Origin of the sequence: Sphingopyxis sp. SE2, assembly GCF_032227185.1 — a bacterium.
Classification (GTDB): domain Bacteria; phylum Pseudomonadota; class Alphaproteobacteria; order Sphingomonadales; family Sphingomonadaceae; genus Sphingopyxis.
In genome coordinates this window covers 120,929-141,570 of sequence record NZ_JAPMXW010000009.1, presented here as the reverse complement: position 1 = coordinate 141,570, position 20,642 = coordinate 120,929, and the positions used below count along the sequence as shown (strand labels likewise).

At 63.9% G+C, this 20,642-nt stretch carries 26 protein-coding genes and 2 pseudogenes; 3 read left to right on the top strand and 25 right to left on the bottom strand.

The features are described 5' to 3' along the window. Positions 1-64: 64 nt before the first annotated feature. Together OVY29_RS23215 and OVY29_RS23210 are read right to left on the bottom strand one after the other, a co-directional pair. A complete protein-coding gene (locus tag OVY29_RS23215) occupies positions 65-643 on the bottom strand; it encodes a hypothetical protein (RefSeq protein ID WP_126849491.1) in 579 nt (192 codons plus the stop codon). 210 nt (positions 644-853) lie between these two features. Then, entirely contained in the window at positions 854-1,828 is a 975-nt protein-coding gene (locus tag OVY29_RS23210; protein ID WP_313912366.1) for a DUF2493 domain-containing protein, read from the bottom strand. A 475-nt stretch (positions 1,829-2,303) separates the two neighbouring features. On the opposite strand from OVY29_RS23210, the gene OVY29_RS23205 reads away from it, so the two are divergent. Beyond that, entirely contained in the window at positions 2,304-3,431 is a 1,128-nt protein-coding gene (locus OVY29_RS23205; protein WP_126849493.1) for a hypothetical protein, read from the top strand. Positions 3,432-3,542: 111 nt separating this feature from the next. Beyond that, positions 3,543-3,716 (top strand): hypothetical protein, encoded by a 174-nt coding sequence (locus OVY29_RS23200; RefSeq protein ID WP_185867739.1) that lies wholly within the window; start codon positions 3,543-3,545, stop codon positions 3,714-3,716. A 63-nt stretch (positions 3,717-3,779) separates the two neighbouring features. Here the strand turns inward: OVY29_RS23200 and OVY29_RS23195 are convergent, their stop codons facing one another. From OVY29_RS23195 to OVY29_RS23115, 17 genes are all read right to left on the bottom strand, one after another. Continuing rightward, positions 3,780-4,100: a single-stranded DNA-binding protein gene (locus tag OVY29_RS23195; protein ID WP_126849494.1), complete on the bottom strand. Its 321-nt coding sequence runs from the start codon at positions 4,098-4,100 to the stop codon at positions 3,780-3,782. Positions 4,101-4,446: 346 nt separating this feature from the next. After that, positions 4,447-4,845, bottom strand: a complete 399-nt coding sequence (locus OVY29_RS23190) for a type II toxin-antitoxin system VapC family toxin (RefSeq protein ID WP_209613462.1) — start codon at positions 4,843-4,845, stop codon at positions 4,447-4,449. An 11-nt stretch (positions 4,846-4,856) separates the two neighbouring features. Beyond that, positions 4,857-5,123, bottom strand: a complete 267-nt coding sequence (locus tag OVY29_RS23185) for an antitoxin (protein ID WP_126849501.1) — start codon at positions 5,121-5,123, stop codon at positions 4,857-4,859. A 184-nt stretch (positions 5,124-5,307) separates the two neighbouring features. Beyond that, positions 5,308-5,811, bottom strand: a complete 504-nt coding sequence (locus OVY29_RS23180) for a DUF736 domain-containing protein (protein ID WP_126849496.1) — start codon at positions 5,809-5,811, stop codon at positions 5,308-5,310. Between the two features lie 168 nt (positions 5,812-5,979). Beyond that, the gene (locus OVY29_RS23175; RefSeq protein WP_126849497.1) at positions 5,980-6,300 is read right to left on the bottom strand and encodes a hypothetical protein; all 321 of its coding nucleotides are present in this window, start codon (positions 6,298-6,300) and stop codon (positions 5,980-5,982) included. Positions 6,301-6,374: 74 nt separating this feature from the next. Further along, positions 6,375-6,884 carry a hypothetical protein gene (locus tag OVY29_RS23170; protein WP_185867740.1) on the bottom strand — a complete coding sequence of 170 codons (510 nt, stop codon included), beginning with the start codon at positions 6,882-6,884 and terminating at the stop codon, positions 6,375-6,377. A 128-nt stretch (positions 6,885-7,012) separates the two neighbouring features. After that, positions 7,013-7,342 carry a hypothetical protein gene (locus tag OVY29_RS23165; RefSeq protein WP_126849498.1) on the bottom strand — a complete coding sequence of 110 codons (330 nt, stop codon included), beginning with the start codon at positions 7,340-7,342 and terminating at the stop codon, positions 7,013-7,015. Between the two features lie 231 nt (positions 7,343-7,573). Further along, positions 7,574-7,924, bottom strand: coding sequence for a DUF3768 domain-containing protein (locus tag OVY29_RS23160; protein ID WP_126849499.1), 351 nt, complete (start codon positions 7,922-7,924; stop codon positions 7,574-7,576). Further along, positions 7,921-8,877 (bottom strand): hypothetical protein, encoded by a 957-nt coding sequence (locus OVY29_RS23155; protein ID WP_209612846.1) that lies wholly within the window; start codon positions 8,875-8,877, stop codon positions 7,921-7,923. Before OVY29_RS23155 ends, OVY29_RS23160 begins: the two co-directional genes overlap by 4 nt. A gap of 69 nt (positions 8,878-8,946) precedes the next feature. Beyond that, a complete protein-coding gene (locus tag OVY29_RS23150; RefSeq protein ID WP_209612845.1) occupies positions 8,947-9,402 on the bottom strand; it encodes a macro domain-containing protein in 456 nt (151 codons plus the stop codon). Between the two features lie 347 nt (positions 9,403-9,749). Further along, positions 9,750-10,148 carry a hypothetical protein gene (locus OVY29_RS23145; protein WP_299105568.1) on the bottom strand — a complete coding sequence of 133 codons (399 nt, stop codon included), beginning with the start codon at positions 10,146-10,148 and terminating at the stop codon, positions 9,750-9,752. Between the two features lies 1 nt (position 10,149). Beyond that, entirely contained in the window at positions 10,150-10,962 is an 813-nt protein-coding gene (locus tag OVY29_RS23140) for a hypothetical protein (protein ID WP_209612843.1), read from the bottom strand. Between the two features lie 12 nt (positions 10,963-10,974). Then, positions 10,975-11,298 (bottom strand): transposase, encoded by a 324-nt coding sequence (locus tag OVY29_RS23135; RefSeq protein WP_209612842.1) that lies wholly within the window; start codon positions 11,296-11,298, stop codon positions 10,975-10,977. Continuing rightward, a complete protein-coding gene (locus OVY29_RS23130; RefSeq protein ID WP_209612841.1) occupies positions 11,295-12,446 on the bottom strand; it encodes a phosphoadenosine phosphosulfate reductase family protein in 1,152 nt (383 codons plus the stop codon). The genes OVY29_RS23135 and OVY29_RS23130 overlap by 4 nt, the downstream gene beginning before the upstream one ends. Positions 12,447-12,468: 22 nt before the next feature. Next, complete coding sequence (locus OVY29_RS23125) at positions 12,469-13,113, bottom strand: hypothetical protein (protein WP_209612840.1); 645 nt, start codon at positions 13,111-13,113, stop codon at positions 12,469-12,471. Between the two features lie 106 nt (positions 13,114-13,219). Beyond that, positions 13,220-13,714 (bottom strand): hypothetical protein, encoded by a 495-nt coding sequence (locus OVY29_RS23120; RefSeq protein WP_209612839.1) that lies wholly within the window; start codon positions 13,712-13,714, stop codon positions 13,220-13,222. A 424-nt stretch (positions 13,715-14,138) separates the two neighbouring features. Beyond that, positions 14,139-15,149: a hypothetical protein gene (locus tag OVY29_RS23115; RefSeq protein WP_313912470.1), complete on the bottom strand. Its 1,011-nt coding sequence runs from the start codon at positions 15,147-15,149 to the stop codon at positions 14,139-14,141. Positions 15,150-15,232: 83 nt separating this feature from the next. Here OVY29_RS23115 and OVY29_RS23110 point away from each other — a divergent pair, with 83 nt between their 5' ends. Beyond that, the gene (locus OVY29_RS23110) at positions 15,233-15,721 is read left to right on the top strand and encodes a hypothetical protein (protein WP_209612838.1); all 489 of its coding nucleotides are present in this window, start codon (positions 15,233-15,235) and stop codon (positions 15,719-15,721) included. 9 nt (positions 15,722-15,730) lie between these two features. Here OVY29_RS23110 and OVY29_RS23105 read toward each other — a convergent pair whose 3' ends face one another. The 6 genes and pseudogenes from OVY29_RS23105 to OVY29_RS23080 all read right to left on the bottom strand — a co-directional run bounded on the left by OVY29_RS23105 (position 15,731) and on the right by OVY29_RS23080 (position 20,635). Next, on the bottom strand, positions 15,731-16,249 hold the full coding sequence (locus OVY29_RS23105; RefSeq protein WP_209612837.1) for a thermonuclease family protein: 519 nt from the start codon (positions 16,247-16,249) through the stop codon (positions 15,731-15,733). After that, positions 16,246-16,446: a hypothetical protein gene (locus OVY29_RS23100; protein ID WP_209612836.1), complete on the bottom strand. Its 201-nt coding sequence runs from the start codon at positions 16,444-16,446 to the stop codon at positions 16,246-16,248. The genes OVY29_RS23105 and OVY29_RS23100 overlap by 4 nt, the downstream gene beginning before the upstream one ends. A 43-nt stretch (positions 16,447-16,489) precedes the next feature. Then, positions 16,490-16,831 (bottom strand): annotated as a pseudogene (locus OVY29_RS23095) (DUF6927 domain-containing protein); the annotation flags it as partial. 20 nt (positions 16,832-16,851) lie between these two features. Further along, positions 16,852-18,774, bottom strand: a complete 1,923-nt coding sequence (locus OVY29_RS23090; protein ID WP_024018999.1) for a reverse transcriptase domain-containing protein — start codon at positions 18,772-18,774, stop codon at positions 16,852-16,854. 612 nt (positions 18,775-19,386) lie between these two features. Beyond that, positions 19,387-19,653 (bottom strand): annotated as a pseudogene (locus OVY29_RS23085) (hypothetical protein); the annotation flags it as partial. 31 nt (positions 19,654-19,684) lie between these two features. After that, positions 19,685-20,635, bottom strand: coding sequence for an ArdC family protein (locus tag OVY29_RS23080; protein ID WP_066521747.1), 951 nt, complete (start codon positions 20,633-20,635; stop codon positions 19,685-19,687). Positions 20,636-20,642: the final 7 nt, after the last annotated feature.

Genomic DNA, 20,642 nt, shown 5'->3' with positions numbered 1-20,642 from the left:
GCAAAAAAAGGGCGCGCCAGCGTTAGGGGCGCGCCCTCCTTCGTCGGCGGGATGTGGACGGAGGCTAAGCCCATTCCAGCCGCGAAGTGTCGTCGGCATCTGCGGTCGCGAGCAGCTGATCGAGCCGGTCGAGATAGGCCGTCACACCGTGCTCGGCGGCGCGTCGCCGGACGGCCGGATTAGCGAGCCGGGCGCGCACCGTGTCGATCGGGATTTCGCCGACGCTGTCGGGGCGAAGGCCAAGGCCTTCGAGCAGTGCAAAGGCGTTGGCGGCGGCCAGGTCGAGCTCCAAGCCCCGATCGGACGTCAAGGCGACCCGCATGTGAATCGTGCCGGTCTTTTCGATGCGACAGACGCTCACGCGTCGGCAGCGGAACTGCGCTTCCTCGACGACGCTGATGACGTCGGTTTGGAAGTCGAAGACGCGCGTCACCGCGGCAAGCGCCAACGGGCAGACGCGCGCTTCGAAATGATAGGACAGGAACGCGTCTTCGTCCGCGTCCGGAGCGAGAAGTACAGTGCACGTCCGCTCGCTTTCCTCGCGAAGGAATGCTCTGAAGGCGGCGAGCTGGCGGGCGTTTATGGTGGCAATCGGACGAGGCTGATCGTCGGCGGCGGTAGCGATGCGGAACGTGATGGACATCTCGTCCTCCCCTGTTGAACCGCTTCTCCTGCCCCCCTCCCCTCTGACCGCTTCGTGAGCCTGATCTGTGGCCGCGGGTCTCGATCGGCGAGCGCGCAGGCGCTCAGTCCAGCGCGGCGCGAAGGGGCTCGATGCCCCTGAGCGCCGCATGTCGACACAAGAAAAGAGTGGAGAGGCCCCGGCCGAAGCCAGGACCTCTCCACAAGGGGCTCACGCCCGCTGTGCGGTGCGCTGGTGCGCGAGGCGGACGATGTGCAGCGGGACGCCGGCCTGCCGCAGTTTTTGCGCAAGGTTCTGCTGGATGCCCGACCCTTCGCAGATGACGGCTTCGACCGGCTTTAGATTGAGGATGCGGTCGTTGCGGACAAAGGCGGCGCGGTTGCCCTGGCTCCGGTCGAGGCGGAACTGGAGGACCTTCACGCCGCGCGAGGCCGCCCAAGCGTGCGCCACGGCATCGCAGCCCTTGGCCTGCGCCGTGGTCGCGAGGATCATTTCCGGGATGCGGGCCTTGATGCCATCGAGTCCGTTCCAGAGCAGATCGGCATCCTCCCACGCCTGGCCTCCAGAGAAGGCCACCACCGGGCCCTCGGGGGCGAACTGTTCCCGGCGTTCCCGGGCACGTGAGGCCAGATAGTCGCGGGCATCGATCATCGAGGCGTTGAGCGCGCTCGACACCCGGCTCCCCCGGACCGGCGAGAAGGGCTTTCCGGTCTCGACGCGGTACATTTCGGCGGCATGGTCGCGCATGCACTCCATTGCCTCGCGGCACCCCTGCAGCGTCTGGCAGAGCAGTTGCGTGTCTTCCAGTTCGGTCGCGTAGATTTCGGAAGGGTCGTAGCTACGGGCGAGTTCGCCTAACTTTTTGGCCGCATCGTCCTCGCGGCCTTCGATCCGCTTGGCGACGACATGGAAGCTGTTGGCGAACCCCCAGACCAGATCGGTGGCAAACGGCTCCATGCGCGTATCGCGCAGCACATCGAACATCGTCTGCATCATCATTTCGACAGCCGCTCGCACCTGCTCCGGATCGGGCATGTCGAGAGCTTCGGGCGCTTCGACGATGCTCAGCTTCGCCATCTCGCTATGCTCGATGAACGCACCCTCGTAGGTTTGGGTCAGGTCTTCATTCTCGCGCGCGGCCGCAATGTGGCTGGCGAGGTCGGCGAAGTTCGTGAAGTTGGTCATGATAGCCTCCATGAATCTCATCCATTCGATGAGGCTTCTCATTCGACGTGCGGCGGTCGTGGCAGTCAGGGACGTTAACCGGGAAGCCGGCGCAGCCGGACCCCGGTTAACGCCGCGCCAGCGGGGAGTGGGGGAGCCGATTTTCTCGTGGCCCAGAACGAAGCGAAGCGAGAGTGGCGGGCCGCGTGAAAATTGGGGGTACCGCTCATCCTTGACGGGCTCGGATCCCCGCACGTCATATCTAGGCATTCAGAGAGAGAGATTTTTTAGGGCACCCCCCTCGCCCCCGGGCTCCCCGCAAGGTGATCGTTACCCGCAGGGCGAAGACCCGGGCACCGGGGGCTTCGGGAGGCGATAGCCGAGTAGAGCGCCGGTCCCGGCTTTGCCGGGATGCGTCGAACTGTCTGCCCGCGGTGCACTCTGGTTGCCCAGATGTTGGTCGCGCTGGTCGTGCCGATCTGACAATCATGGCATCATGAGAAACAATCCCTTTGGCTTACCCGAGAGTGCCACCGATCGCTTCCTGCGCGAAGAGCGTGAACGTGCCGCCCTCTTCCGCAATGCACTTGGCGGCAGTGCGATCGCCGACGTGGTCAAGCAGGCGAAGACAGCCAGCGAAATGCTGCGCGGGCTGGATCTCGACGCACCCTATCGCGGGATACTCGACACGCTTGAGCGCGATCGGAGGGACCGCGAGAGCTTGAAGCACCTGACCAGCAACGCCTGGGCGCTTTCGGTTACGGACACAGCGCGCCGGTTCGCTGAGCAGAATACGTCGTTGGTCGAGCAGCAACGTCATCTGGCTTCTTCGGTTCTCGACACCGTGAAGGCATTCGATGCGAACAAGTCGCTCGTCGCATCGGCGATCGCGTCCGCCAATGCCGGCGCGACCTACAAACGCATGATAGCCGCGGCGCTACCGCGTTTCTCGACATTCAGTGCGATTGCCGAGCGCATGCTCGTGATCGACACGCTCACGCTGCGCGCGAGCGTCGATGAGCGGGAAACCGCGACGTCGTTTGCGGCGCGCACGGTGATCGAGATGCAGCGGGTCGCCGTGGCGATCGCCGCGGCAGAGACGGACGAAGACACTGCCCGCCTGCAAGGTTCCTTGTTCGACCTCGTGCTGAGCTTCTTCCAGGGCCTTGGTCCGAACACCCTGCCCGAGTTGCAGCGTATGGGTCTGGTAGGCTTCATCAGCTTCATCCTGACCCTGCTGGGTGCTTATGCACTTATTCCGCAGCAGCCGACGATGAGCCCGCAGGAGAAAGCAGCGTTCAGCACGCTGAACCAGAAGATCGACCATGCGCAGGCGGAGCATCATCGTTACCATGAAGCGGCGGCGCAATCCGAGGCTGCGTTCCTGGCGCAGCATGCGCGCGCCTATCTCTCACGCGATGCGACGTTTCGAAATGCCCCGGCTCGCGATGGCGCCGTCGTCTTGAAGGCGCCCAAAGGCACCGAAATTGCGGTTGAGGAGAGTAAGGGCCGGTGGCGCAAGATCATGTTCCGTGACCCGCTTTCCGACCAGTTGGCGCGGGCATGGGTCTATTCCACGGCTGTGGCCCCGCTCGCCGCTCCGATCTCCGGAGGGGGAGAGTAGGACGCGAGCTGACAGGCCGAAATATGCTATAAGTCGGCCTCGATAGGCAGCAGCACGATGTGATTCCCGTGCCCGCCATCGGTCAGCAGCATCAACGACGCGAGGCGCGGGATGGACGAGGCACTGCTCAAGGAAGCCGCCCAGGCACTGGCGGCACGGCTCAAAGCGTTGCTCGACGCGAGCATGACGAGCCAGATCACGCTGTCGCGCGACGAGGCGCTCCTTGCGCAGAGTTTTGCGCAGAGCGTTGCGGATCTGCTTGGAGCCGCGCCGCGCCACGCCTGAACGCTTACAGGAAACCGATCCTTGCGAAGCGAGGCGGCGCCTTCGGCGCCGCCCGCCCCAGGGTCAGAAGAAGTCGATGCTGTTGGCGATGATTTCGCAGCCGTAGCGTGTCACGCCGTCACGGTCTTCCCAGCTCGAATAGTGGATCCGGCCGGAGATCGCGACGACGTTGCCCTTCTCGCGGGTCGCGGCGGATTTGCCGAGGCCGTTGAAGCAGGTGACCTTGTGGAATTCGGTCTCCTTGGCGGTGTAGCCGGTGGCTTCGTCGACATAGGTCTTGCCGTCCTTGAGCTTCACGCGGTCGGTTGCGACGATGAGGGTGGTGACCGTGCCGCGGTTTTCGGGATCCTTTGCGACGCGGCCGGTGATGTTGACGATGTTCATGGGCGTGCTCCTTGTTGGGTCCGACGGCCTTCCCGCCGGTGACACCGAAGAGCGGCGTGCGGGATCGCATCGCACCGGAGCGCTAAGCGCAGGGAAACCCCTGGAGGGAGCTGGCGCGGGCAGCCGCGGAGCGGCAACACGGGCGACTGGATGGGGTTGTGATGCGAGACCGTCCGCCGCAGGTGTCAGTCAAAGGCGAAGGAAGGCGGGCGAACCCGGCCAAGCTTGCCTTGCGCCATCAGTCCATCACGGTCTCGGCGATAGTCCGTCCCGCTGTGCGTCGCAGTCTCATTCACCGAGGAGACCCCGGCCAAGCGACATCAGTCTTGGCAGGCCAGTCGCCGATTCAGGGGCGGTCGGTGAGCCAGTTTTCGACGGTGAGCGCGCGGATGCGTGAAAATTCGCCGACATTGGCCGTCACCAACGTCGCTTCGAGTGCATAGGCATGGGCAGCGATGAAGAGGTCGTTCGGACCGATCGGTTTGCCCGCGCTCTCCAACTCGGCACGGATCCCGCCATATTCGGTGTCGGCGGGGACATCGAGGGCGAGTACCTGAACGCTTCCGAGGATCGCTTCGATCTGTGTCAGCAGTTTGGGCGAGCCCTTCTTCGCGCAGCCGTACCGCAATTCCGCCGCTGTGATGATGCTGACGCATATCGAGTCTGGTCCGACCTCGGCGATCCTGGACGAGACGATACCGTGCGGATTTCGCGCAAGCTCAGACACGATGTTGGTGTCGAGCATGTAGAGTTTGCTCACAGGTCGATTGCCCTGGCTGGCAGGAGCGTATCGTCGATATCGGGGAACTGGTCGTCCGGTCCGAGCGGCTCGAGGCCCGCGAGCACCTCGAGGATGTTTTTGCGCTTGATCGGCTCTATCACCAATCGGTCGCCTTCGCGGTGGATCATCACTCGGTCGCCGGGCAGCTCGAAGTCGGCGGGAATACGCACCGCCTGGCTTTTGTTGTTTCGGAAAAGCTTCACTTCACGCGAGACTGAAGCCTGAGGATGATTAGCTGCCACGACGGCCTCCTTTGCATATACATCAACATATACATGGTTGCCGAGCATGCAAGTGCGCCGGCCGGACAGGATGACAGATTCGAGCGAACGAAAAACAGGACCCGCTTCGCCAGGTGAGCGAAGCGAGCCCTGTCAGGAGCTACGCGCCGGGAAAGAAGCGCGTCAGAGGACGGGTGGCGACCGATCAGTCGGCCATTTCGGGCGTGCGGCGCTTGCGGCCACCGGCCGCCGCGGGCTCGCTTCCGAACGCGCCATCGGCCGAAGATTCACCCAGACCGTCGCCGCCGGCAGGAGCAGACGGCTCGTCGGCGCCCGGCAGCGGCGGCAGGCCATCGTCGGCTGCGGCAGCGTCGGTGGGGGCATCGCGGCGGCGGGTCGGACGCGACCACACGATGTTATACGAGCCATCCTCCTGGCGGAACGCCGAGATGTAGAGCGGCTTGTCGAGGCTCGGATCCTCGATCTTGCCGTTGAGGAAGGTCTCGCCGGTCGAGTTGGAGGACAGCTCGAACAGCGCGCCGACCTGGACCCATTGGCGGGCAGCCGAGAGGGCGAGGATTTCGAACTTGGGCGCGCGCGGGTTGGCGGACTGGACGGTGCGGAGGGCGATCACGATCGCAACGGTGAGCGTCGAGATCTTGCCGGTGTAGGTGCCGCTGGCGTTCTGGGTGATGGTGCCGATGTTCATGGGAAGTCTCCTTGAGTTGTGCTGCTCGAACCCCTTGTCCGAACACACTCTCTCACCCACTCAGCTCCTCGGCCGTTCGGCCGAGTAAGGCGCGCCAGCGCCGCTCCGACGGACGCCTCTTCGGCGCCGTCGGGTCGTTCCTGATCGTCTCAGGGGCGTATGGAGACGTCAGTTGGTGGGCGGCGTTGCCGGCTTGCGCCACAGCGCGATGATGTCCTGCATCTCTTCGGCGAACCCCAGGCTGTCGATATAGACGGCGCCGCGGTCGTTCTGACCGAGAAAGCCGATGACCGTCGTGATGTCGTTGGCGATCGCAACGTCGAGGCCGAACATATCGGCGATCTCGAAATGGCCCAGGTCCGGGCCGTTCCACCAGGCCATCAGGAAGTTGGCAACGCGGCGCGCCTGGCCGGTGTCGGACATCGCGAGCGGCAAGAGGCGCGTCAGCGCCGCACGCGCGGCATCATAATCGGTCGAAATCGAGGTCATCGTCAGTCTCCGGGCGATGAAGCTATAGGTCTGCATCTGTGGCGCAACCGCGAAGTCGATCAGAGGCGGAGTAGCTATTCGACATGCGGCAGTCCTTCCGCATCCAGGGTGGACTCCGTCGATATCCCGAACTGGGGCAGATCGCCTTCGACGACGAGCGGCGGCACGGTGAAATCCACTGCGGCGAAGTGTGCGAGGGTTGCCTCGAAAGATCCGAGCGTTTCGAGCACCTCCTGCGGGATGACGACGATGTCGTCTTCGGTCGTCGCGTAGGAGGTCAGTGTCCCGTCGCCCTGGTGAACGACACGCTCGGGGCCCCACTGGCCGGAATAGCCGCCCGACCATCTGGCAAAGGGGACAAGTCGCTCGACGCACCAGCTTTCGAGTTCTCCGAAACGTCCCCACGCGACCTCGTGCGCGTAGAGGTTGAGGGGTCGGCCGACGGCGCGATGTTCAGGCGCGAAGGCTTCTCCGTCCCATTCGGTGGAAAGGCCCTCATCGCTGATCAGTGCGGCAAGCTCGGCATATGCCGATGCCGAGAGCGAACCACCGATGAAGATCGATGCTGAGACACGGTCTGCCATAACGGCTCCTAGATCATCGGTGCGCTGGGCACGTGACGATGGGCCCCGCCGTGATGGCCGGCGGAGCGGATGGATGGGGGAAGACGACGAGTTGCGGGGCGTGTCCGCCGCGTGAGAGCGTCAGCGGATCAGTGGATCGAGCCGAACAGCGACCGCTTGGCCGCGGCTTGATGGCGGCCGTCTTTCATGCCGGTCGTCTGACGCATTTCAGCATCGAGCCTCTCGGCGAGGTCAGGGGGCATTTCGACATGGGGCGCGACCACGGCGATCACGGCCTCGGGCGTCAACATTTCGCCGGGTTCGGTGCCGAGCCAGATCAGGGCTTCCCCTTCATCCGGCTCGTCTTCGGTGCGGAAGAACACCTGTGCGAAGAACGTCTGCAATGGGCGGTCCCAACCGACGGTCGCGCGCACGACATGCGGCTGGTCGGCCTTGGGCTGAAGGTCATGCCGGCTCATTGGGTCGTCCTTCGGATCCTGTGTTGCACGTGGCGAGCAGCACCCTCGGCGCTGCTGATCGCCTTGCCGGCCGCCGAGGCTGCCTGACGCGCGCCGGCCTGCCGGAGCAGAGTACGGGCTTCGCGCAGACGCTCAACTGCTATTGCTATCGCCTGCCCATGTTCGGGCCCGGCCGGTGTAATCCGCCGCATGGCTGGTCTCCGGATTGGGTGTCGGAAATTTGCGCGACGCTCAGTCGTCGCTGGGGAGCATGATCGTCATGACCCTCACCGTGACCAGCGGGTCAGCCGGGTCCTCGGACCCCCATTCGAGCGTCAGGTCATAATAATCGATCGTGAAGCGGACGGCGTGGCCGGCGACGACGAGGTCGCCTCGCGCCCGCTCGCGGCAATCTTCGGGTCTGAAGACGTACCGACGGATTGCGGCCATCAACTCGGCCTGGGCCAAAATCTGAGCAACCTTGCCCCCCTCCCCTGCGAAGGTCGCGAGACAGGCGGCGGTTATGACGATGCGGCCGGTCGGATCCAGACCCTGGCGGCAACGGTCGTTGAGCGCGGCGATCCGTGACATTCGGTCGGTCATGCTGCCTCCATCCGGCCAGCGTTGAAGCTCTCGAGCCATTCCTCCATCGTCGGACGCTCGCTCATTGGCACGAGGCCGGCGGCGTCCTGGAAGCGGACAAGCTCGGTCGGTGCGTCGCGGCGGATCGCATCGATCTCGGCCTCGGGAAGAAGGCGCTCCGCGCGAATGAAATCGGTGATCCTGCCGGGTTTGGTTTTGGTCGACCGGCGCCAGAGACCTTCGACGGTGCGAAGGCGCGGTTCGGCCCGCGCCTCGATGAGGACGATCAGGCGCAGGCACCATTGCGGCAACGCACGCACCTCATCGGGCCGGATCGCGCCGCAGAAAAAGCAGCTCGATTTGGGCGGGACCGGCAGACCGGCCGCTTCGATGCGAGCGGTGCAATGGTCGCGCGTCCAGCGCCACTCGCGCAGCGGATAGCGACAATCGAAAAGCGGGTCGTCGATCGCTGAGGCATGGGCATAGCGGCGCGTATCCGCAGGAGATGCGTCATAACCGATCAGGCGTGTGACCTTATGCCCGCGCGCCCACGCGGCTTGGGCCGGCGCCCATCGCTTGAGGAAGGCGTCCTGTGGCGCGACCTTCCATTTGAGCGAACAACTGTGCCGACCCAGGCTGATGCTTGGCAGCGTCGCATTGGTAAGGACGTTTTCGAGGATCGAATAATAAGGTGGCCAGTGCTTGAAGCGCCGCGGCACGTAGCGAACCACCTCGTACCGAATCTGCCGCGCCGCCATCCACGATGCGATGAGCTTCTGGTACTCGTAGGTTGCGGGCTTCTCGGCGCCCGGATCGGCGGTCAGCACGAGATCGGGGGCTTCGCCGCGCGCTTCGAGTTCGATGAGCAACGCTGTGGAATCAACACCGATGCCATATGCAAGAACGACCGGCGGCGGTTCGGCGATGTTGAGATAGTCGGCCTGCCTCTGCAGGGCGGTCGGAAGGAATGACATCGTAAGGCCTCGGGCTTTAAAGGTGGCAATGCGCCTGCCTTTCGGCCCCCCTCCCCTCAGTCCGGCGCTTCAGCCGGCGAAATCGACATAGGTGTGATCCAGGCCTTCCAGCTCGGTGTCGAAGATCGCGCTGATGACCGACCAGTCGCCGCCGGCCAGACCAGCGCCGATTTTCGGATAGCCGATCCGAGCAGTGGCGAAGTCATGCGCGATCGCGCGCATGACACGGTGGATCGCGTCATAGTCGACCTTCACGCCCGGCCCGTTCCAGTGAAACTGCGTGTAGGCGTTGACGATGGTAAGCGTGCCGGCGTCGGTTTCGAGGGAGGCCGACGAATAGGTTCCTAGCTTGGCGGCGCTGCCTTTCGCCGTTGCGAGATCGGCCGCGTAGGCTGCCGGAAACTGCTGCTTGATGGCGAGCGCGATGCCCTTGCCCATCGCGCACTGGCAGTTGCACCCGTGGATGATGACATCGAAATCGCCCTGACGGGCAAGGTGGAGCAAGTCGCCGCGTACAATCCGCATCAAGCGTTCCTTTCTTGAAGAGCGGCGTACCGCCGCGCGTCGTCGAAATCCCTCTCCTCTTTCTTGGCGCGCATGGGCGCTGAGATGCGCTCAGCACGGTTGGAGCTCCTGATCGAGAGTCGCGAAATGGACCCAGCATTCTTCGATGGCGGCATCGAGCGTTGCGCAATCGGCGAGCGGCCTGGATGCTGCACCCGCTGAGGTTACTATGCGAGCATTAGGCGTCCAGACCGGATCGGCGAGCCCGTCTGGCCAATTGTGGAATCCGTGCGGATACGCCGTGATCGAGTAAGGCGCCCACAAGCATGGGTGAAGGCGTGTATAACGCGCGACATAAACAGCCATGGCTAGTCGTCCCCAGCGGGTGAACCAGACGGGCGCGGCTCGCCGATGAGGATCACGGCGATCGAAGGTTTGTCGTCGATGGCGCTCTTGCGGCTGTCGAATACCTGCCGCCCGCGCAGGCCGATGGTCAGCATGTCGAACACCGGCGATCGACCGCCGTCGGCGTTCGGTATGGTGGCGCCATGATCATGGAATTGGATATCGACGAAACTCGGAGGGGCACCGGTGCGATGCTCCCCGAAGAAAAAGGTGATGCGTCGTCCATCGGTGGTCTTCGCGCTGATCGTGAAATTCCCATCGGGGATGTCGATCGGTAGGGTCGGGACATCGTTGAACCGCGCGAAGCCGATGCTCTCGGCATCGGCGGCCGTCATCAGGGGCAAGGTCGTGATATCGGCCATGTCAGATCTCCATCGGCGAAAGGAGCGGCAGCATCGGCTGGGTGAGCGGCAGCGCTTTGGGATAGGGTAGACGGGGCAGTGCGCGGCCTCGGCGCCGCGCTTCGCGCGTCAGTTCGAAACAATAGGCGTAGAGACCCGCCTGCCGGTGGCGAATGAGATGGCGGTCTCGCTCGAGACGCCAGAGCCACGCGGTCGGCCCTTCGAACAGGTTCGGCCGAGGCAAACCCAGTGCCACGAGTTGCTCCACCGCACCGACATGACCCTGTTCGCCGAGCCGGATTTTCGAGAGCGTTCGACCCGAAATCGTGACCCCCTTGGCGCGCAGCACCGTACGCGGTCGCGTGACGGCCCGGTGCGCCGCCGACAGAGCACAATAGACACGTCCGATATGACCGGCGCCAGGATCGCTATAAGAGACCACGGCCTCGATGCCCGGTCGCTCGCGCCGCAGGTGTCGGAAGGCCCGGGCGACGAAGAAGCTCTCGCCATTCTGGGGCACCGTATCGGTGAGAATGAGACGGGCGAGCACGCATCCCCGCCCCGGATCGTCGAAACCGGTATGGCGGGTGATGACGGCGTCCGTCGCGGGCACGGCGAACACGGCGACGCCTTCGAGCATGGCGTTGCGGCCGAATAGGCCAACGGCGAGCCGCGCGGCGGGAAAGCTTGGGAGATAATGGTGCTCTGCGATAAACTTGCGAGCAACGCCGTGCTCGACGACATCGACGGTATAGGCTTTCGGATCAATGACAGTGAGGTCGCGCGCCCACAGCGCGCGACGCTCCCGCCAGCGTTGGCTTCGGGTGGTGTCCATAACGAGGTCCGATCAGAGCAGCTTGGGTTGCCGCGCATGGTTGGCGAGAATCTCGCCCGCGAAGGCGGCGGCGCCGTCCTGATCGGCGCATGGGAAGAGATCGTGGCTGGCAAACAGCCGAAAGGAGCGATCGTGCTCCATAGCGCAAAGCCAACGTGCATCGCCGTTCAGGTCGACAAGGGCGAGCGGCAGGCAGCGTGTGCCGGCGTAGGGGCGCGGATCGACCGGATCGCCGGGGAAGCCGGCAAGAGTCCAGAAGCGCCAGCCAAGAGGCGGGATTTCGGCGACGGCGGTCGAGACGATGTACCGGCCAAAGCGGGCGACGATCGTCGTCATGCTGCCCTCTTTTGTGCCGCCGTCTCGATGAGCTCGGCAAAGCGCGTCATGACGGTGGCGCCCGACGGGTAGCGGTCGTCGAGACAGTGCCGCGCGAGGATTGGACGGCGCGCCGCAGCTATGTCCTCGGCCTCGGTGCGTGTTGGCACGCGCGGCGGCCAACCGGCAACGTAGCGCAACGAAGACGGCATCGCGGCTTCGATCCGTCGCCGCTCCGCCTGGTCCGCTTTGGCACGGACGATGTCTGCCGCCAGCGAGGTCCCCAACAAATGTGGGGCTACATCCGCCAGCCAGCGCGTCGGTTGGAAAGGAAAGGTCGAACGGGCCTCGATCTCCGCCAGCACCCGATAAACCTCATGGTTCAGCGGTGCGGCGGACGAGGCCTGCAGGTCATGCAACGACGCAAAGATGCAGTAGCGACACGACAAGCGCGTCGAGCCCCAAATGGTATAGGCCTCGTGCAACGGAATGCCGAGTTGGTCATGCGCGCGGTACACGTCGTCCGCCGTCCAGTCAGCCAGCGGATTCCAAAGCAACATGACCGTGCCCCGCCGGTTCCCGGCCTTGGCGTAACGCTGATCGGCCTTCGCCGCTGGAATCGCTGCGCGGGTGTGGCTTTCGTCGCGGCGCAGGCCAAGCACCGAGATAATCCGTTCTCCCGACAGGATCCGCGCGATCGCAGGCCCGATCACGGCCGCTTTCATCTCTGACTGGCAGAAGCGCAGCGAGGCGGACGACCAGGGACCGATGAGGTTATATGTCTCGAGTGCCGCGTAGCGACGCTTGGCATTCTCGAACCGCTGGATCCAGCGGTCCACGAGATCGCCGGCGGCACGACGGACGACGGTCAGCTGCATACCGGCCTGCGCCGCGATGCGCTCGATCGTTGCCGGCGTGGAGGCCCATTCGGCTCGACCAAGATCGGCGTGGATCGCCATACGTCGCGCGCGAGGATGACCAAGACGATCGAGGAGGAGATTGACCGTGAACATGGCCGCACTCGAGTCCTTGCCGCCCGAGAGGTTGAAGACGATCCATGCGTCGCGCTGGATGGCACCGATGATCTCCGGGCCGATGGCGAGTTCAGGCAGGCCCGGCAGGGGCGGCGGCATTGGCCGACCGGGCCGCGCCAAAGGGAGGTCAGACATTGGCATTCTCCTGGTCACTGGATCAGGCAAAGAGGCGCGCGGATTGGCCGGCAGGAGCAGTGAGGCGCAATTCGCGGCGGATTCGCGCAGCGAAGCGATCGGGCGCGAGCAGTTCATTGATCGAGGCCCACCGATTGCGATCACCGATATGATCGCTCCGGTCGCGCACGTGTCGAAACAGGACTTCGTGGTCGGGTCCCATGCAGCTGAGCGAGAGCTGCACCCAGACTTCGTCGCCGTGGAGCGTGATTTCGCCCGAGATCGCGGGTCCCGCCTTGTTCGAACGGATGTCGAAGCTTCCGTCGTCAAGTTCCAGGGCCTCGGCCAGGCGCCGCATGGCGGCGCGGCCTTCGGCATGGAAGACGCGCTTGGCCGCCTCATCATAGCTGACGCCCCGATAGGCGAGCGTGCGCAGGGCGGGGTGCCGCCGGATGTCGGCGATTTCATCAAGGCACGTCCGACGCAGGACCGTGTCGTCCGCGGCGCGCGCGCAGACCGTGCCCAGATGCCGCGCGAGGAGGACAACAGCCGGATCGGTTTCGCTGTCCTTGCCGGCATTGCGGCAATCGGTGATGGCGGCTTCGATCGCGTGGAGCGTCGTGGCGATGGTGGTCAGCGCGCTCGGGTCGAGCGCCTGCTGGTGGCGCATGGCGACATCGTAATGCATGGGGTGGCCCTCCGGTCTCGAGCGCAAATCCGCTCGCCCGTTCCCTCCCCCTCCTCTCTTCCGCGGGATCGCTGGCCCTCGGCCAGCAAAGCCGCGCCTTTGCCCGTCACGGGTCTTCGGCGTCCCGTGCGGCCGCGAGCATGAGCTGGACGGCACGCGTCAGCCCGGCTTGACCGGTCTCGTTGACGATCTCGATGTTCGGTTTTTTCGCACGAACAGCGGCTGCGATCACAGCGGCGGGTCGGCCCTTCATTGGGTAGGTGTAGACAGCTCCGTCCTCGATCGTGACGATGTGGGTTCGCAGGCGACGCTGGAGCAGGGCGTGCTGCTCGGCCTGGTCCATCAGCGTTGCGACCTCATGCTCCAGATCGGGGTCGAACGTCATGCCGTGGGACGAGCGCTGCGGTCTATTGGCGCGGAGCCAGCTGTTGGCTTCGGCTTCGGTGATTGCGCCGACCTGACGATAATCGTCGGCACCGCCATGACCGCGATTGCTGGCATGGAAGGCGAGCGCGCCGTCGATCCATATTTCCGCAGTGTAGCAGGGCGTCTCTTCCGAGAGCGCCTTGATGATCCGGAGCTTGCGCAGTTCGATCAGCATGTGATGGACCCCTCGTTTGATAATGGGATGCCTCCCGCACGAAGCCCTCGGGCGGGGCCCGGTCCGATCGTGCGCGCTATGTGTCCGGCGTAGACGCCACAGGCAGCCCAGTAGGCCGCGACCGGCGGTTTGCGGCTTCGCCAGCTCTTTTCGGCGCGCAGGCGCGCATCGTGCTGGATGTCGAGCAGGATCTCCTGGAGTGCGACGCGCGCCTCGGGGCTAAGCGCCCGTAGACGCGCTACGGCCGGGAGGGTCAGGATTGGGTTCCGCACCTCGGCCTTGGTCGACCGGGCGCTCACCGGAGTTCGCCGATCAGCGGACGGAGGTCATTGGTGATGGCGGATTGCAGCATTGGGGGGCTCCTCGGCGCTGGGGAGCGGCTTGGACCCGCCCCTCGTCAGCCCTTTGCTCCCCCTCCCCTCACTCAGGCTGCGAGCCTGTCCCGATAGATGTCGGCCGCCCATTGCTCGATCCACGGGGAGGTCAGCTCGTCATGGTCGAGCTCTCCGGCCTCGATCAGGTCGCGGATCTCTTCGCGGGCTTGCGCGATGGCAACTTCCCAGGGATCGACTGACACAGGATCGTGAGGCGTGAGCCGAACCTGAGGAAGCTGGTGGGGCCGCCGGGCCAACCGAGCGCGTTGGGCACCGACCCAGCGTTCCAGATGATCAGCGACGAGCACATCCGTCTTGGGGACAGCGCGGCCGATGGCAGCGCGTCGGGCAGCGACGCCATAGGCCTGGCTATCGATCGACGCGACGCGGTGACTGTATGGCAAAAGGAACGGCAGCGCCGTCCCCTTCACCCCAAAAGCATGGAGCCGGACCCCCGCGGGCAGGACTCGGTCGAGATGGTCGATCACGGCGATCAGACCCTCGGGCCCGTGGATGTCACGCCTGCACATGCTTCCGACGCCAAGCAAGCCGGACGGCCCGATGATTCCGCTCAGTGCGTCAGCACAGCGCTCATAGTCGCTTGGAGTTCGGCCTTGGATGACCGGCATCATCGCATTGGCGATGCCGTGATCGTCGGCCAGTCTCCGGCAATCACGGTTTGCCCGTATGGTACGCGAGATGCGGTCGGTCACCTCTTCGCGATCGCCTGCGATCTCGGGTTCGACGCAATAGTCGGCGCTCGCCCACCACAAGAACGGGTGGGCGGCGGCGAGGGCAACATAATCGGCAATCGTCCAGGGGAATCCGCCGTAACGCGAGGCGGCCACGAAGCCGGCGGAGTCCAGGCAGAGCCCAGCCAGCCCCTTTGCGTTGCGAAGCTGAGTCGTCCGCCAGCCGATCCACTCGCGCCAGCCGCGCTTGTCAGACCAGCGCGACAGGCCGTTCGCTGAAATCAGGGCTGTGGTGCGTAGCGTCCGCGCCCGTTGGAGGATCGGACCCTCGTTGAGATGCGGGAGCCCGACGATGATGTCGATCTGCATGGTGAAGACCTTCCCCGGTGGTTCATGACCGGCTTGACCGGCGCGCATGTTCACGGTACGTTCCCGCGTGCTGGAGACTTGCGATGAAGAAAACCATTTTCCACGACCGGTTCGATCTCGACATTACCCTGCGCGATGCCGCTTTGGATGCCGACAACCGACCGACCCGTCGTATGCTCGCGAACGCCGCCATCGGCATGGACGTCGAGGACGCGTATTACTCGGTGCGCGAACTTCGGGAGGCGATCGCCTGGACGCACGAGGGGGACGTGTCGGCCAAGCGGAAGTTGACCGCGATCCTCGCCAACGATGGCGCCGACGATTTTCAGCGCTGCATCTATTTCTGTCTCGCTGGCCGAGGGGTGGTCGACATGCTCGACGATCTTGAGTGGCTGGAGGATATGCTCGAGCGCCGTGGGCGCGTGGCCGGCGAGATGCGGCGGATGAAGGGTCGGTGCATGCCGCTCACGAAGCCCTATGTCGCGGATGCTCCGGATGGCCCGCTCGTCAGGCTAGACGCGGATTTCGAGCAGGGTCCGTCCTGGTGGGCAGATCCCTCGCTTACGGCCTAAGGCTAACGCTCAACGGGAGCGTCCCTCGCACTGGAGACGCTCTCCTCGCCGCCATTTGGAAGGTTCGATCCACCGTCCGGCGAGAGCCCCAGCCTTCGCGGCCTTGGCCAGCGAGAAGGCGGTGGCGTAGCGGGCGGCACGGCCGGGATCGCTGCGAAGATACTGGGCCTCGGGGATACCGAGACCGGCGCGTATCAGGCGTTCGCCGAGATCAGCGCCACCCACGGTCACCGTCGCCACCGGCCGACCATAGGTCGTCGAAGGGGTAAGCCTGATCTGGGCTGTCTTCGACCGGAGCAGGTTCGCGGCATAATCCTGCGCGGCCTTGCCGCATTGCCAGCATGCACCGCGGCGCTCGCACAGCTGCCGGCGCTCGAACGCGTCAACGCCGAGGAGGCGGAAGTCGACGGCGACAGTGTCACCATCGAGCGCCCGTGCCCGGGCGTTGAAGCTCCGATCGTTATCGACTTCAGGTGAGGCTCCACAGGAAGCGAGCGCGAGGGCGGCGAGGAATATCGTCCGCATCATGACACGATCTCGACCTCGACATGCGCGTCGCGCGAAGGGGCGGTGGAGACATGAAACGGCTGCAGCGGGTTGCCTGTCCGAATGATGCTGACGCGGCCAGGTTGCGCGTCGAACAGCCGAGCCGCGACACGCTGCGCATTCTCGCGGCTGCACAGGAGGTAGCGCTTGGGCGACAGCCGGGGTGCTGGGGCAAACATGTCGAAATCCTTTTCACGGACATCATGGCCCGGGCGCGCGGCCTCAGGCAAATATCGTCTTGTGGACCTTCGTGACCGGCACGATCGTCCACTCCCGCTGCATGAAGCGGCTAATTGCGTAACCGATGCGGGTCTCAGGGTCGCGGAAGCTTAGCCGTCGCCCGCGCTTTACGACGATGAATTCCTCGCCGACATGGCCGTCCGTGAAGGTGAGCGGCGAGGCCAGCTTGATGCGGTCGCCATCTTCGATTTTGCGGGTACGCCGTTCAAGGTTGGCGCGGCAGCGCCGGCGCCAGTCGATCGCATATTCCTTGTCGGTCGGGGTCAGAAGATCGAGAATATGGGCCGGGCAGTTGTCCTCGCACGGACCCATCGATTCATCCAGTCGGGTAGGATTGGTGCTGCTCATGGAGTCAGCCCTGATCCCCCCGCCGAACCGCACGTGCAGCTTTCACCGCATGCGGCTCTCCACTGTGACGAACCATCACTTTGCCGTAGATCGGGCAGGCGGCCTCTGTGAGTATCCCAGTGGCATTGCTCGCACAGGACCACCGTCCTGCGGGCGCGTGCCACCTTCATTCTCACGACAAAACCGCGGTGCGAAACATCGGCCATCCCCCGGATATGGTGCACCTGACACGGAACATCGGATCGACCGCAAGCCTCGCATTGCTTGGCATTCTGACGATCAACCCAGTCCGTACGTGAGTGGGTGAACACCTGCGTCCAAGGCTGGATATCAATCCTGGACGAGGTGGCCGGATCACGTTTCAGATGAGCCAGTTTCCAGACTTTGACCGATCGGGGCTGGCCATCGACGTCGTAGCCGATGGTGAATTCCTGCCCCGTCCTCATGCGGGCCACGACCGCTCGCACATTGGTTTTGTGCTTGCTGGCCAAGGTCTTGAACAAGCTCCACCGCTGGAGAAACTCAAGCCTGTTCAGCTTGAAGCTCACATCCTTGGCGAGAGCATAGTAGTTCGCAAAACCCCGCAATTCGGCGTTGTAAGCTAGGACGATCTCAACGTCGCTGCAGCTGAGCAGCAGGCTACGATGACGCGGCTTCAACACCGACAGATCACCATAACCTTTTGCAGAAGCGAACGCGTGGACCTTCTCCCAAGGGACATGCAGCTGCATCACTTCCGACGGCGGCCTACGAAGGAAGCTGACGGAACCTTGTCGGCTCCGGACAACCCGTTGGCGTGTCGTATATGTGCGGACCTCATATCCAAGGAAGGCGGCTCCATCGCTCGCCTTGCGGATACCGCTTTTCTCCTCGGACACCGTGAGCGCCAGCGCCTCGGTCAGGAATGCCCTGACTTCGGCGAACACGCTTCGTGCATCCTCCTTGCTACCGATAACCCCAATCATGAAGTCGTCCGCGTAGCGACAGTAACGAAGTCGGCGATAACCGGGGTCCATCGCGTCTCTCGACGGGATGGACCGCTTTTGCGGCAGTAAGGTTTGGATTTTGGCCAAGGAGGCCGCAACCTTCACCTCGTCGACATTGTCTTTGGCCCGCAGCATGGTGACGCGCTTCCGTTGTTTCTGGATGCGCCCAGCCAGTCGCCCATATTCCGGGTTCGTGGCACGGACCTTCCCCCTCTCGAAAGCCGCGATCCGTTCCGCCATGAACATATCGAGTTCATGGAGGTAGATGTTGGCCAAGATTGGAGAGACGATACCGCCCTGCGGAGTGCCGCTGTAGGTCCGGGTGTGAACCCGGTCTTCCATAACACCCGCCTTAAGCATGCTGCCGATCAAGCCGATGAATTTCTCGTCATCGATCCTTTTCCGCAACAGCCGCAGGAGGATGTCGTGGTCGATGTTCTCGAAGAACCCCGCGACATCCACATCTACGAGCCATTTCACCCCCGTCCATACGGCTTTGACGTGTTCAAGCGCCGTATGACACGACCGGCCCGGCCGGAATCCATGGGAGGCGTTCGAGAACACCGGTTCATAGATCCGTTCGAGCAGTTGCCGCGCCACTTCCTGAACGAGGCGGTCGTCGCGCGTGGGAATGCCCAGCGGACGCCGTTTGCCCTTGCCTTTCGGGATAAACACCCGACGCACTGGTTTGGGATCATAGGTCCCTGCCGTCACGCTGGCGATAATCGGGTCGAGGTCTTCCGGTCCGAAGTCCGCGAAGGTCTCGCCGTCAATACCCGGCGTCATCGCACCCTTGTTGGATCCGATCTTCTGGAGCCCCTCCTCCCAAAGGAGGCGAGACCCCATCAGACGATAGAGTCCATTCACCCTTTTGCCCGACGCAACGAGCGCCGGAATGGCCTCCAACCGGCCTTTCACAGTTTCTGGCAGCATCAGCACACCCCATGATCGGTGGTTGAAGAATCACAGCTGCCGCCCTTCCCCCGGTCTTCCCCGCTTTCGGCCCGATCGCTCGAGACCTTATACAGTTGCACCGCCGCCTCCGAAGAGGTCGATGTCCCGGGCATTACCCCGGGCATTTGAGTAATATGGCGGCTCCGTACCCATGCAGGCCGGCAGAAGCCGCCTGTTTAGGGCATCCCGTAGTTACGCTGAATGGAGATGCGGCGCGGTTAGGTGTCCCGTTCGTCCACTAAACCCCTCGACGAGAGGCGCACCGGATGGGCTGAGAAACAGGCGGCCAAGACATGAGACCGCTGTCATCATCCGGACCTGGCGTGACAGTCGCTTTCGCCAGTATCGCTATATAGATTGCTGCAGACTGGGATTTAAGCAGTGTAGCCTTCACCATACGCACCTTGCCCTGACCGTCATCGCCTCCATTTGCGACTAAGACGCATCTGGCCTTTTCCGAACATGCTATTGTTCCCCGTCCCTTTCGGGATTTCAGACCTTGTGAGGCCCGAGGTTAGTCCGGCGAGCAGAGGCATTCTCAACTTACCTCATCATCACTGATACTCCATTTCAGCGCCGCAACGGCGCACTGTCTTTGTAGCCGAAATTTTCGCCGGTCTTGCTGTTGGGGCTCCAGAGGACCTTGCAGACGATCGCGAAGATCTCGCCCCCGATGCCATTCGTCAGGACTTGGGCAGCGGCGTAATAGGTGCGGTTCTTGGGGCAGGACGAGGCGAGGATCCTCAGTCCCTTCGTCCCGCCCTCGACATCGCGCGTGTAGGTGAATTGCGCGTCGAGATAGGCCTTGGCAGTCGGATGTCCGCCCATCGAGGCGAACGGCATGGTCAGCCATCCCATGGCTGGTCTCCTTGGCGAAGAGGAAGTGGGGTCAGGCGGCTTCGGCCAGCGGCTCGACGGCCTCGAGGGGCGCGGACTCGGCCGGACTGATCTGGTCGTCCGCAAACCCGCACAGATAATTGAAGGCCTGCTCGGCCTTGGATGCCGCGTGAATGATCGCGGTCTTGTCGGCGCGCAGGATGCCGAGCCAATGGCCCACATAGCTTGCATGATTGTCGTGGAGTTCATTGGGCAGGCCGAGGTGCGCGCAGACGAGGCCACTCCCGATCTCGGCCACGAGTTCCTCGAAACTATAAGCTTGGTCACCGAACCGCTTGCCGAATGTCCGGGCGAGCCGCGCCGTGCCTCCGGACCAATGAACGGTTTCATGGGCTCGGGTCGAGGCATAGTGGTCCATCGACTTGAACGAGCGCTGATGCGGCATCTGGATATAATCGAACGTGGGGTGAAAATAGGCGCGGTCGCCGCCGTGCCGCACCTCGGCAGGAATCGGCTCGAAGAAGGCGTCGATCGCGGATTGGCGCGCCGAAGGATCGACCGGCGTAGGATCTTCGTCAGCCGGATAGAAATAGGCCGGCAGGCCATCGATCTGGTCGGCGTTGAAGACGATGTAGTGGCGTAGGAAGCGGATGCTGCGCTCGGTCTCCGCGCCGGTGACGGGGTCGGACTCCGTTTTCTTGAAGCTCGAATAATAGACCGAGAGCGAGCCTTGCTCGCCCCGGCGGACGTTGGCGCCCAGCGCCTCGGCCTGGCGGTATGTCATCCAGTAGCGCGACCGATAGCCGCGCACATCGGCAATTGCCCAAAGGTAGAGGACATTGATCCCCGTATAGGGCGTGCCGCAATGCCGAAGCGGTCGCCCGCCGGCGCCGGTGACCCGCCAGGGGCGGCTCCAGGGTGCGACGCCCTCTTCGAGCTTGCGGATGATGAGGTCGGTGATCTCGGCCGCGGCGTCGCGGCTCGGCTTCTGTTTGCTGCGCATGACCGTT

Bases quoted from the DNA above. Each gene is read 5' to 3' on its own strand.
- OVY29_RS23215 (WP_126849491.1), bottom strand. From the start codon at position 643: ATGTCCATCACGTTCCGCATCGCTACCGCCGCCGACGATCAGCCTCGT.
- OVY29_RS23210 (WP_313912366.1), bottom strand. From the start codon at position 1,828: ATGACCAACTTCACGAACTTCGCCGACCTCGCCAGCCACATTGCGGCC.
- OVY29_RS23205 (WP_126849493.1), top strand. From the start codon at position 2,304: ATGAGAAACAATCCCTTTGGCTTACCCGAGAGTGCCACCGATCGCTTC.
- OVY29_RS23200 (WP_185867739.1), top strand. From the start codon at position 3,543: ATGGACGAGGCACTGCTCAAGGAAGCCGCCCAGGCACTGGCGGCACGG.
- OVY29_RS23195 (WP_126849494.1), bottom strand. From the start codon at position 4,100: ATGAACATCGTCAACATCACCGGCCGCGTCGCAAAGGATCCCGAAAAC.
- OVY29_RS23190 (WP_209613462.1), bottom strand. From the start codon at position 4,845: ATGCTCGACACCAACATCGTGTCTGAGCTTGCGCGAAATCCGCACGGT.
- OVY29_RS23180 (WP_126849496.1), bottom strand. From the start codon at position 5,811: ATGAACATCGGCACCATCACCCAGAACGCCAGCGGCACCTACACCGGC.
- OVY29_RS23175 (WP_126849497.1), bottom strand. From the start codon at position 6,300: ATGACCTCGATTTCGACCGATTATGATGCCGCGCGTGCGGCGCTGACG.
- OVY29_RS23170 (WP_185867740.1), bottom strand. From the start codon at position 6,884: ATGGCAGACCGTGTCTCAGCATCGATCTTCATCGGTGGTTCGCTCTCG.
- OVY29_RS23165 (WP_126849498.1), bottom strand. From the start codon at position 7,342: ATGAGCCGGCATGACCTTCAGCCCAAGGCCGACCAGCCGCATGTCGTG.
- OVY29_RS23160 (WP_126849499.1), bottom strand. From the start codon at position 7,924: ATGACCGACCGAATGTCACGGATCGCCGCGCTCAACGACCGTTGCCGC.
- OVY29_RS23155 (WP_209612846.1), bottom strand. From the start codon at position 8,877: ATGTCATTCCTTCCGACCGCCCTGCAGAGGCAGGCCGACTATCTCAAC.
- OVY29_RS23150 (WP_209612845.1), bottom strand. From the start codon at position 9,402: ATGCGGATTGTACGCGGCGACTTGCTCCACCTTGCCCGTCAGGGCGAT.
- OVY29_RS23145 (WP_299105568.1), bottom strand. From the start codon at position 10,148: ATGGCCGATATCACGACCTTGCCCCTGATGACGGCCGCCGATGCCGAG.
- OVY29_RS23140 (WP_209612843.1), bottom strand. From the start codon at position 10,962: ATGGACACCACCCGAAGCCAACGCTGGCGGGAGCGTCGCGCGCTGTGG.
- OVY29_RS23135 (WP_209612842.1), bottom strand. From the start codon at position 11,298: ATGACGACGATCGTCGCCCGCTTTGGCCGGTACATCGTCTCGACCGCC.
- OVY29_RS23130 (WP_209612841.1), bottom strand. From the start codon at position 12,446: ATGTCTGACCTCCCTTTGGCGCGGCCCGGTCGGCCAATGCCGCCGCCC.
- OVY29_RS23125 (WP_209612840.1), bottom strand. From the start codon at position 13,113: ATGCATTACGATGTCGCCATGCGCCACCAGCAGGCGCTCGACCCGAGC.
- OVY29_RS23120 (WP_209612839.1), bottom strand. From the start codon at position 13,714: ATGCTGATCGAACTGCGCAAGCTCCGGATCATCAAGGCGCTCTCGGAA.
- OVY29_RS23115 (WP_313912470.1), bottom strand. From the start codon at position 15,149: ATGCAGATCGACATCATCGTCGGGCTCCCGCATCTCAACGAGGGTCCG.
- OVY29_RS23110 (WP_209612838.1), top strand. From the start codon at position 15,233: ATGAAGAAAACCATTTTCCACGACCGGTTCGATCTCGACATTACCCTG.
- OVY29_RS23105 (WP_209612837.1), bottom strand. From the start codon at position 16,249: ATGATGCGGACGATATTCCTCGCCGCCCTCGCGCTCGCTTCCTGTGGA.
- OVY29_RS23100 (WP_209612836.1), bottom strand. From the start codon at position 16,446: ATGTTTGCCCCAGCACCCCGGCTGTCGCCCAAGCGCTACCTCCTGTGC.
- OVY29_RS23090 (WP_024018999.1), bottom strand. From the start codon at position 18,774: ATGCTGCCAGAAACTGTGAAAGGCCGGTTGGAGGCCATTCCGGCGCTC.
- OVY29_RS23080 (WP_066521747.1), bottom strand. From the start codon at position 20,635: ATGCGCAGCAAACAGAAGCCGAGCCGCGACGCCGCGGCCGAGATCACC.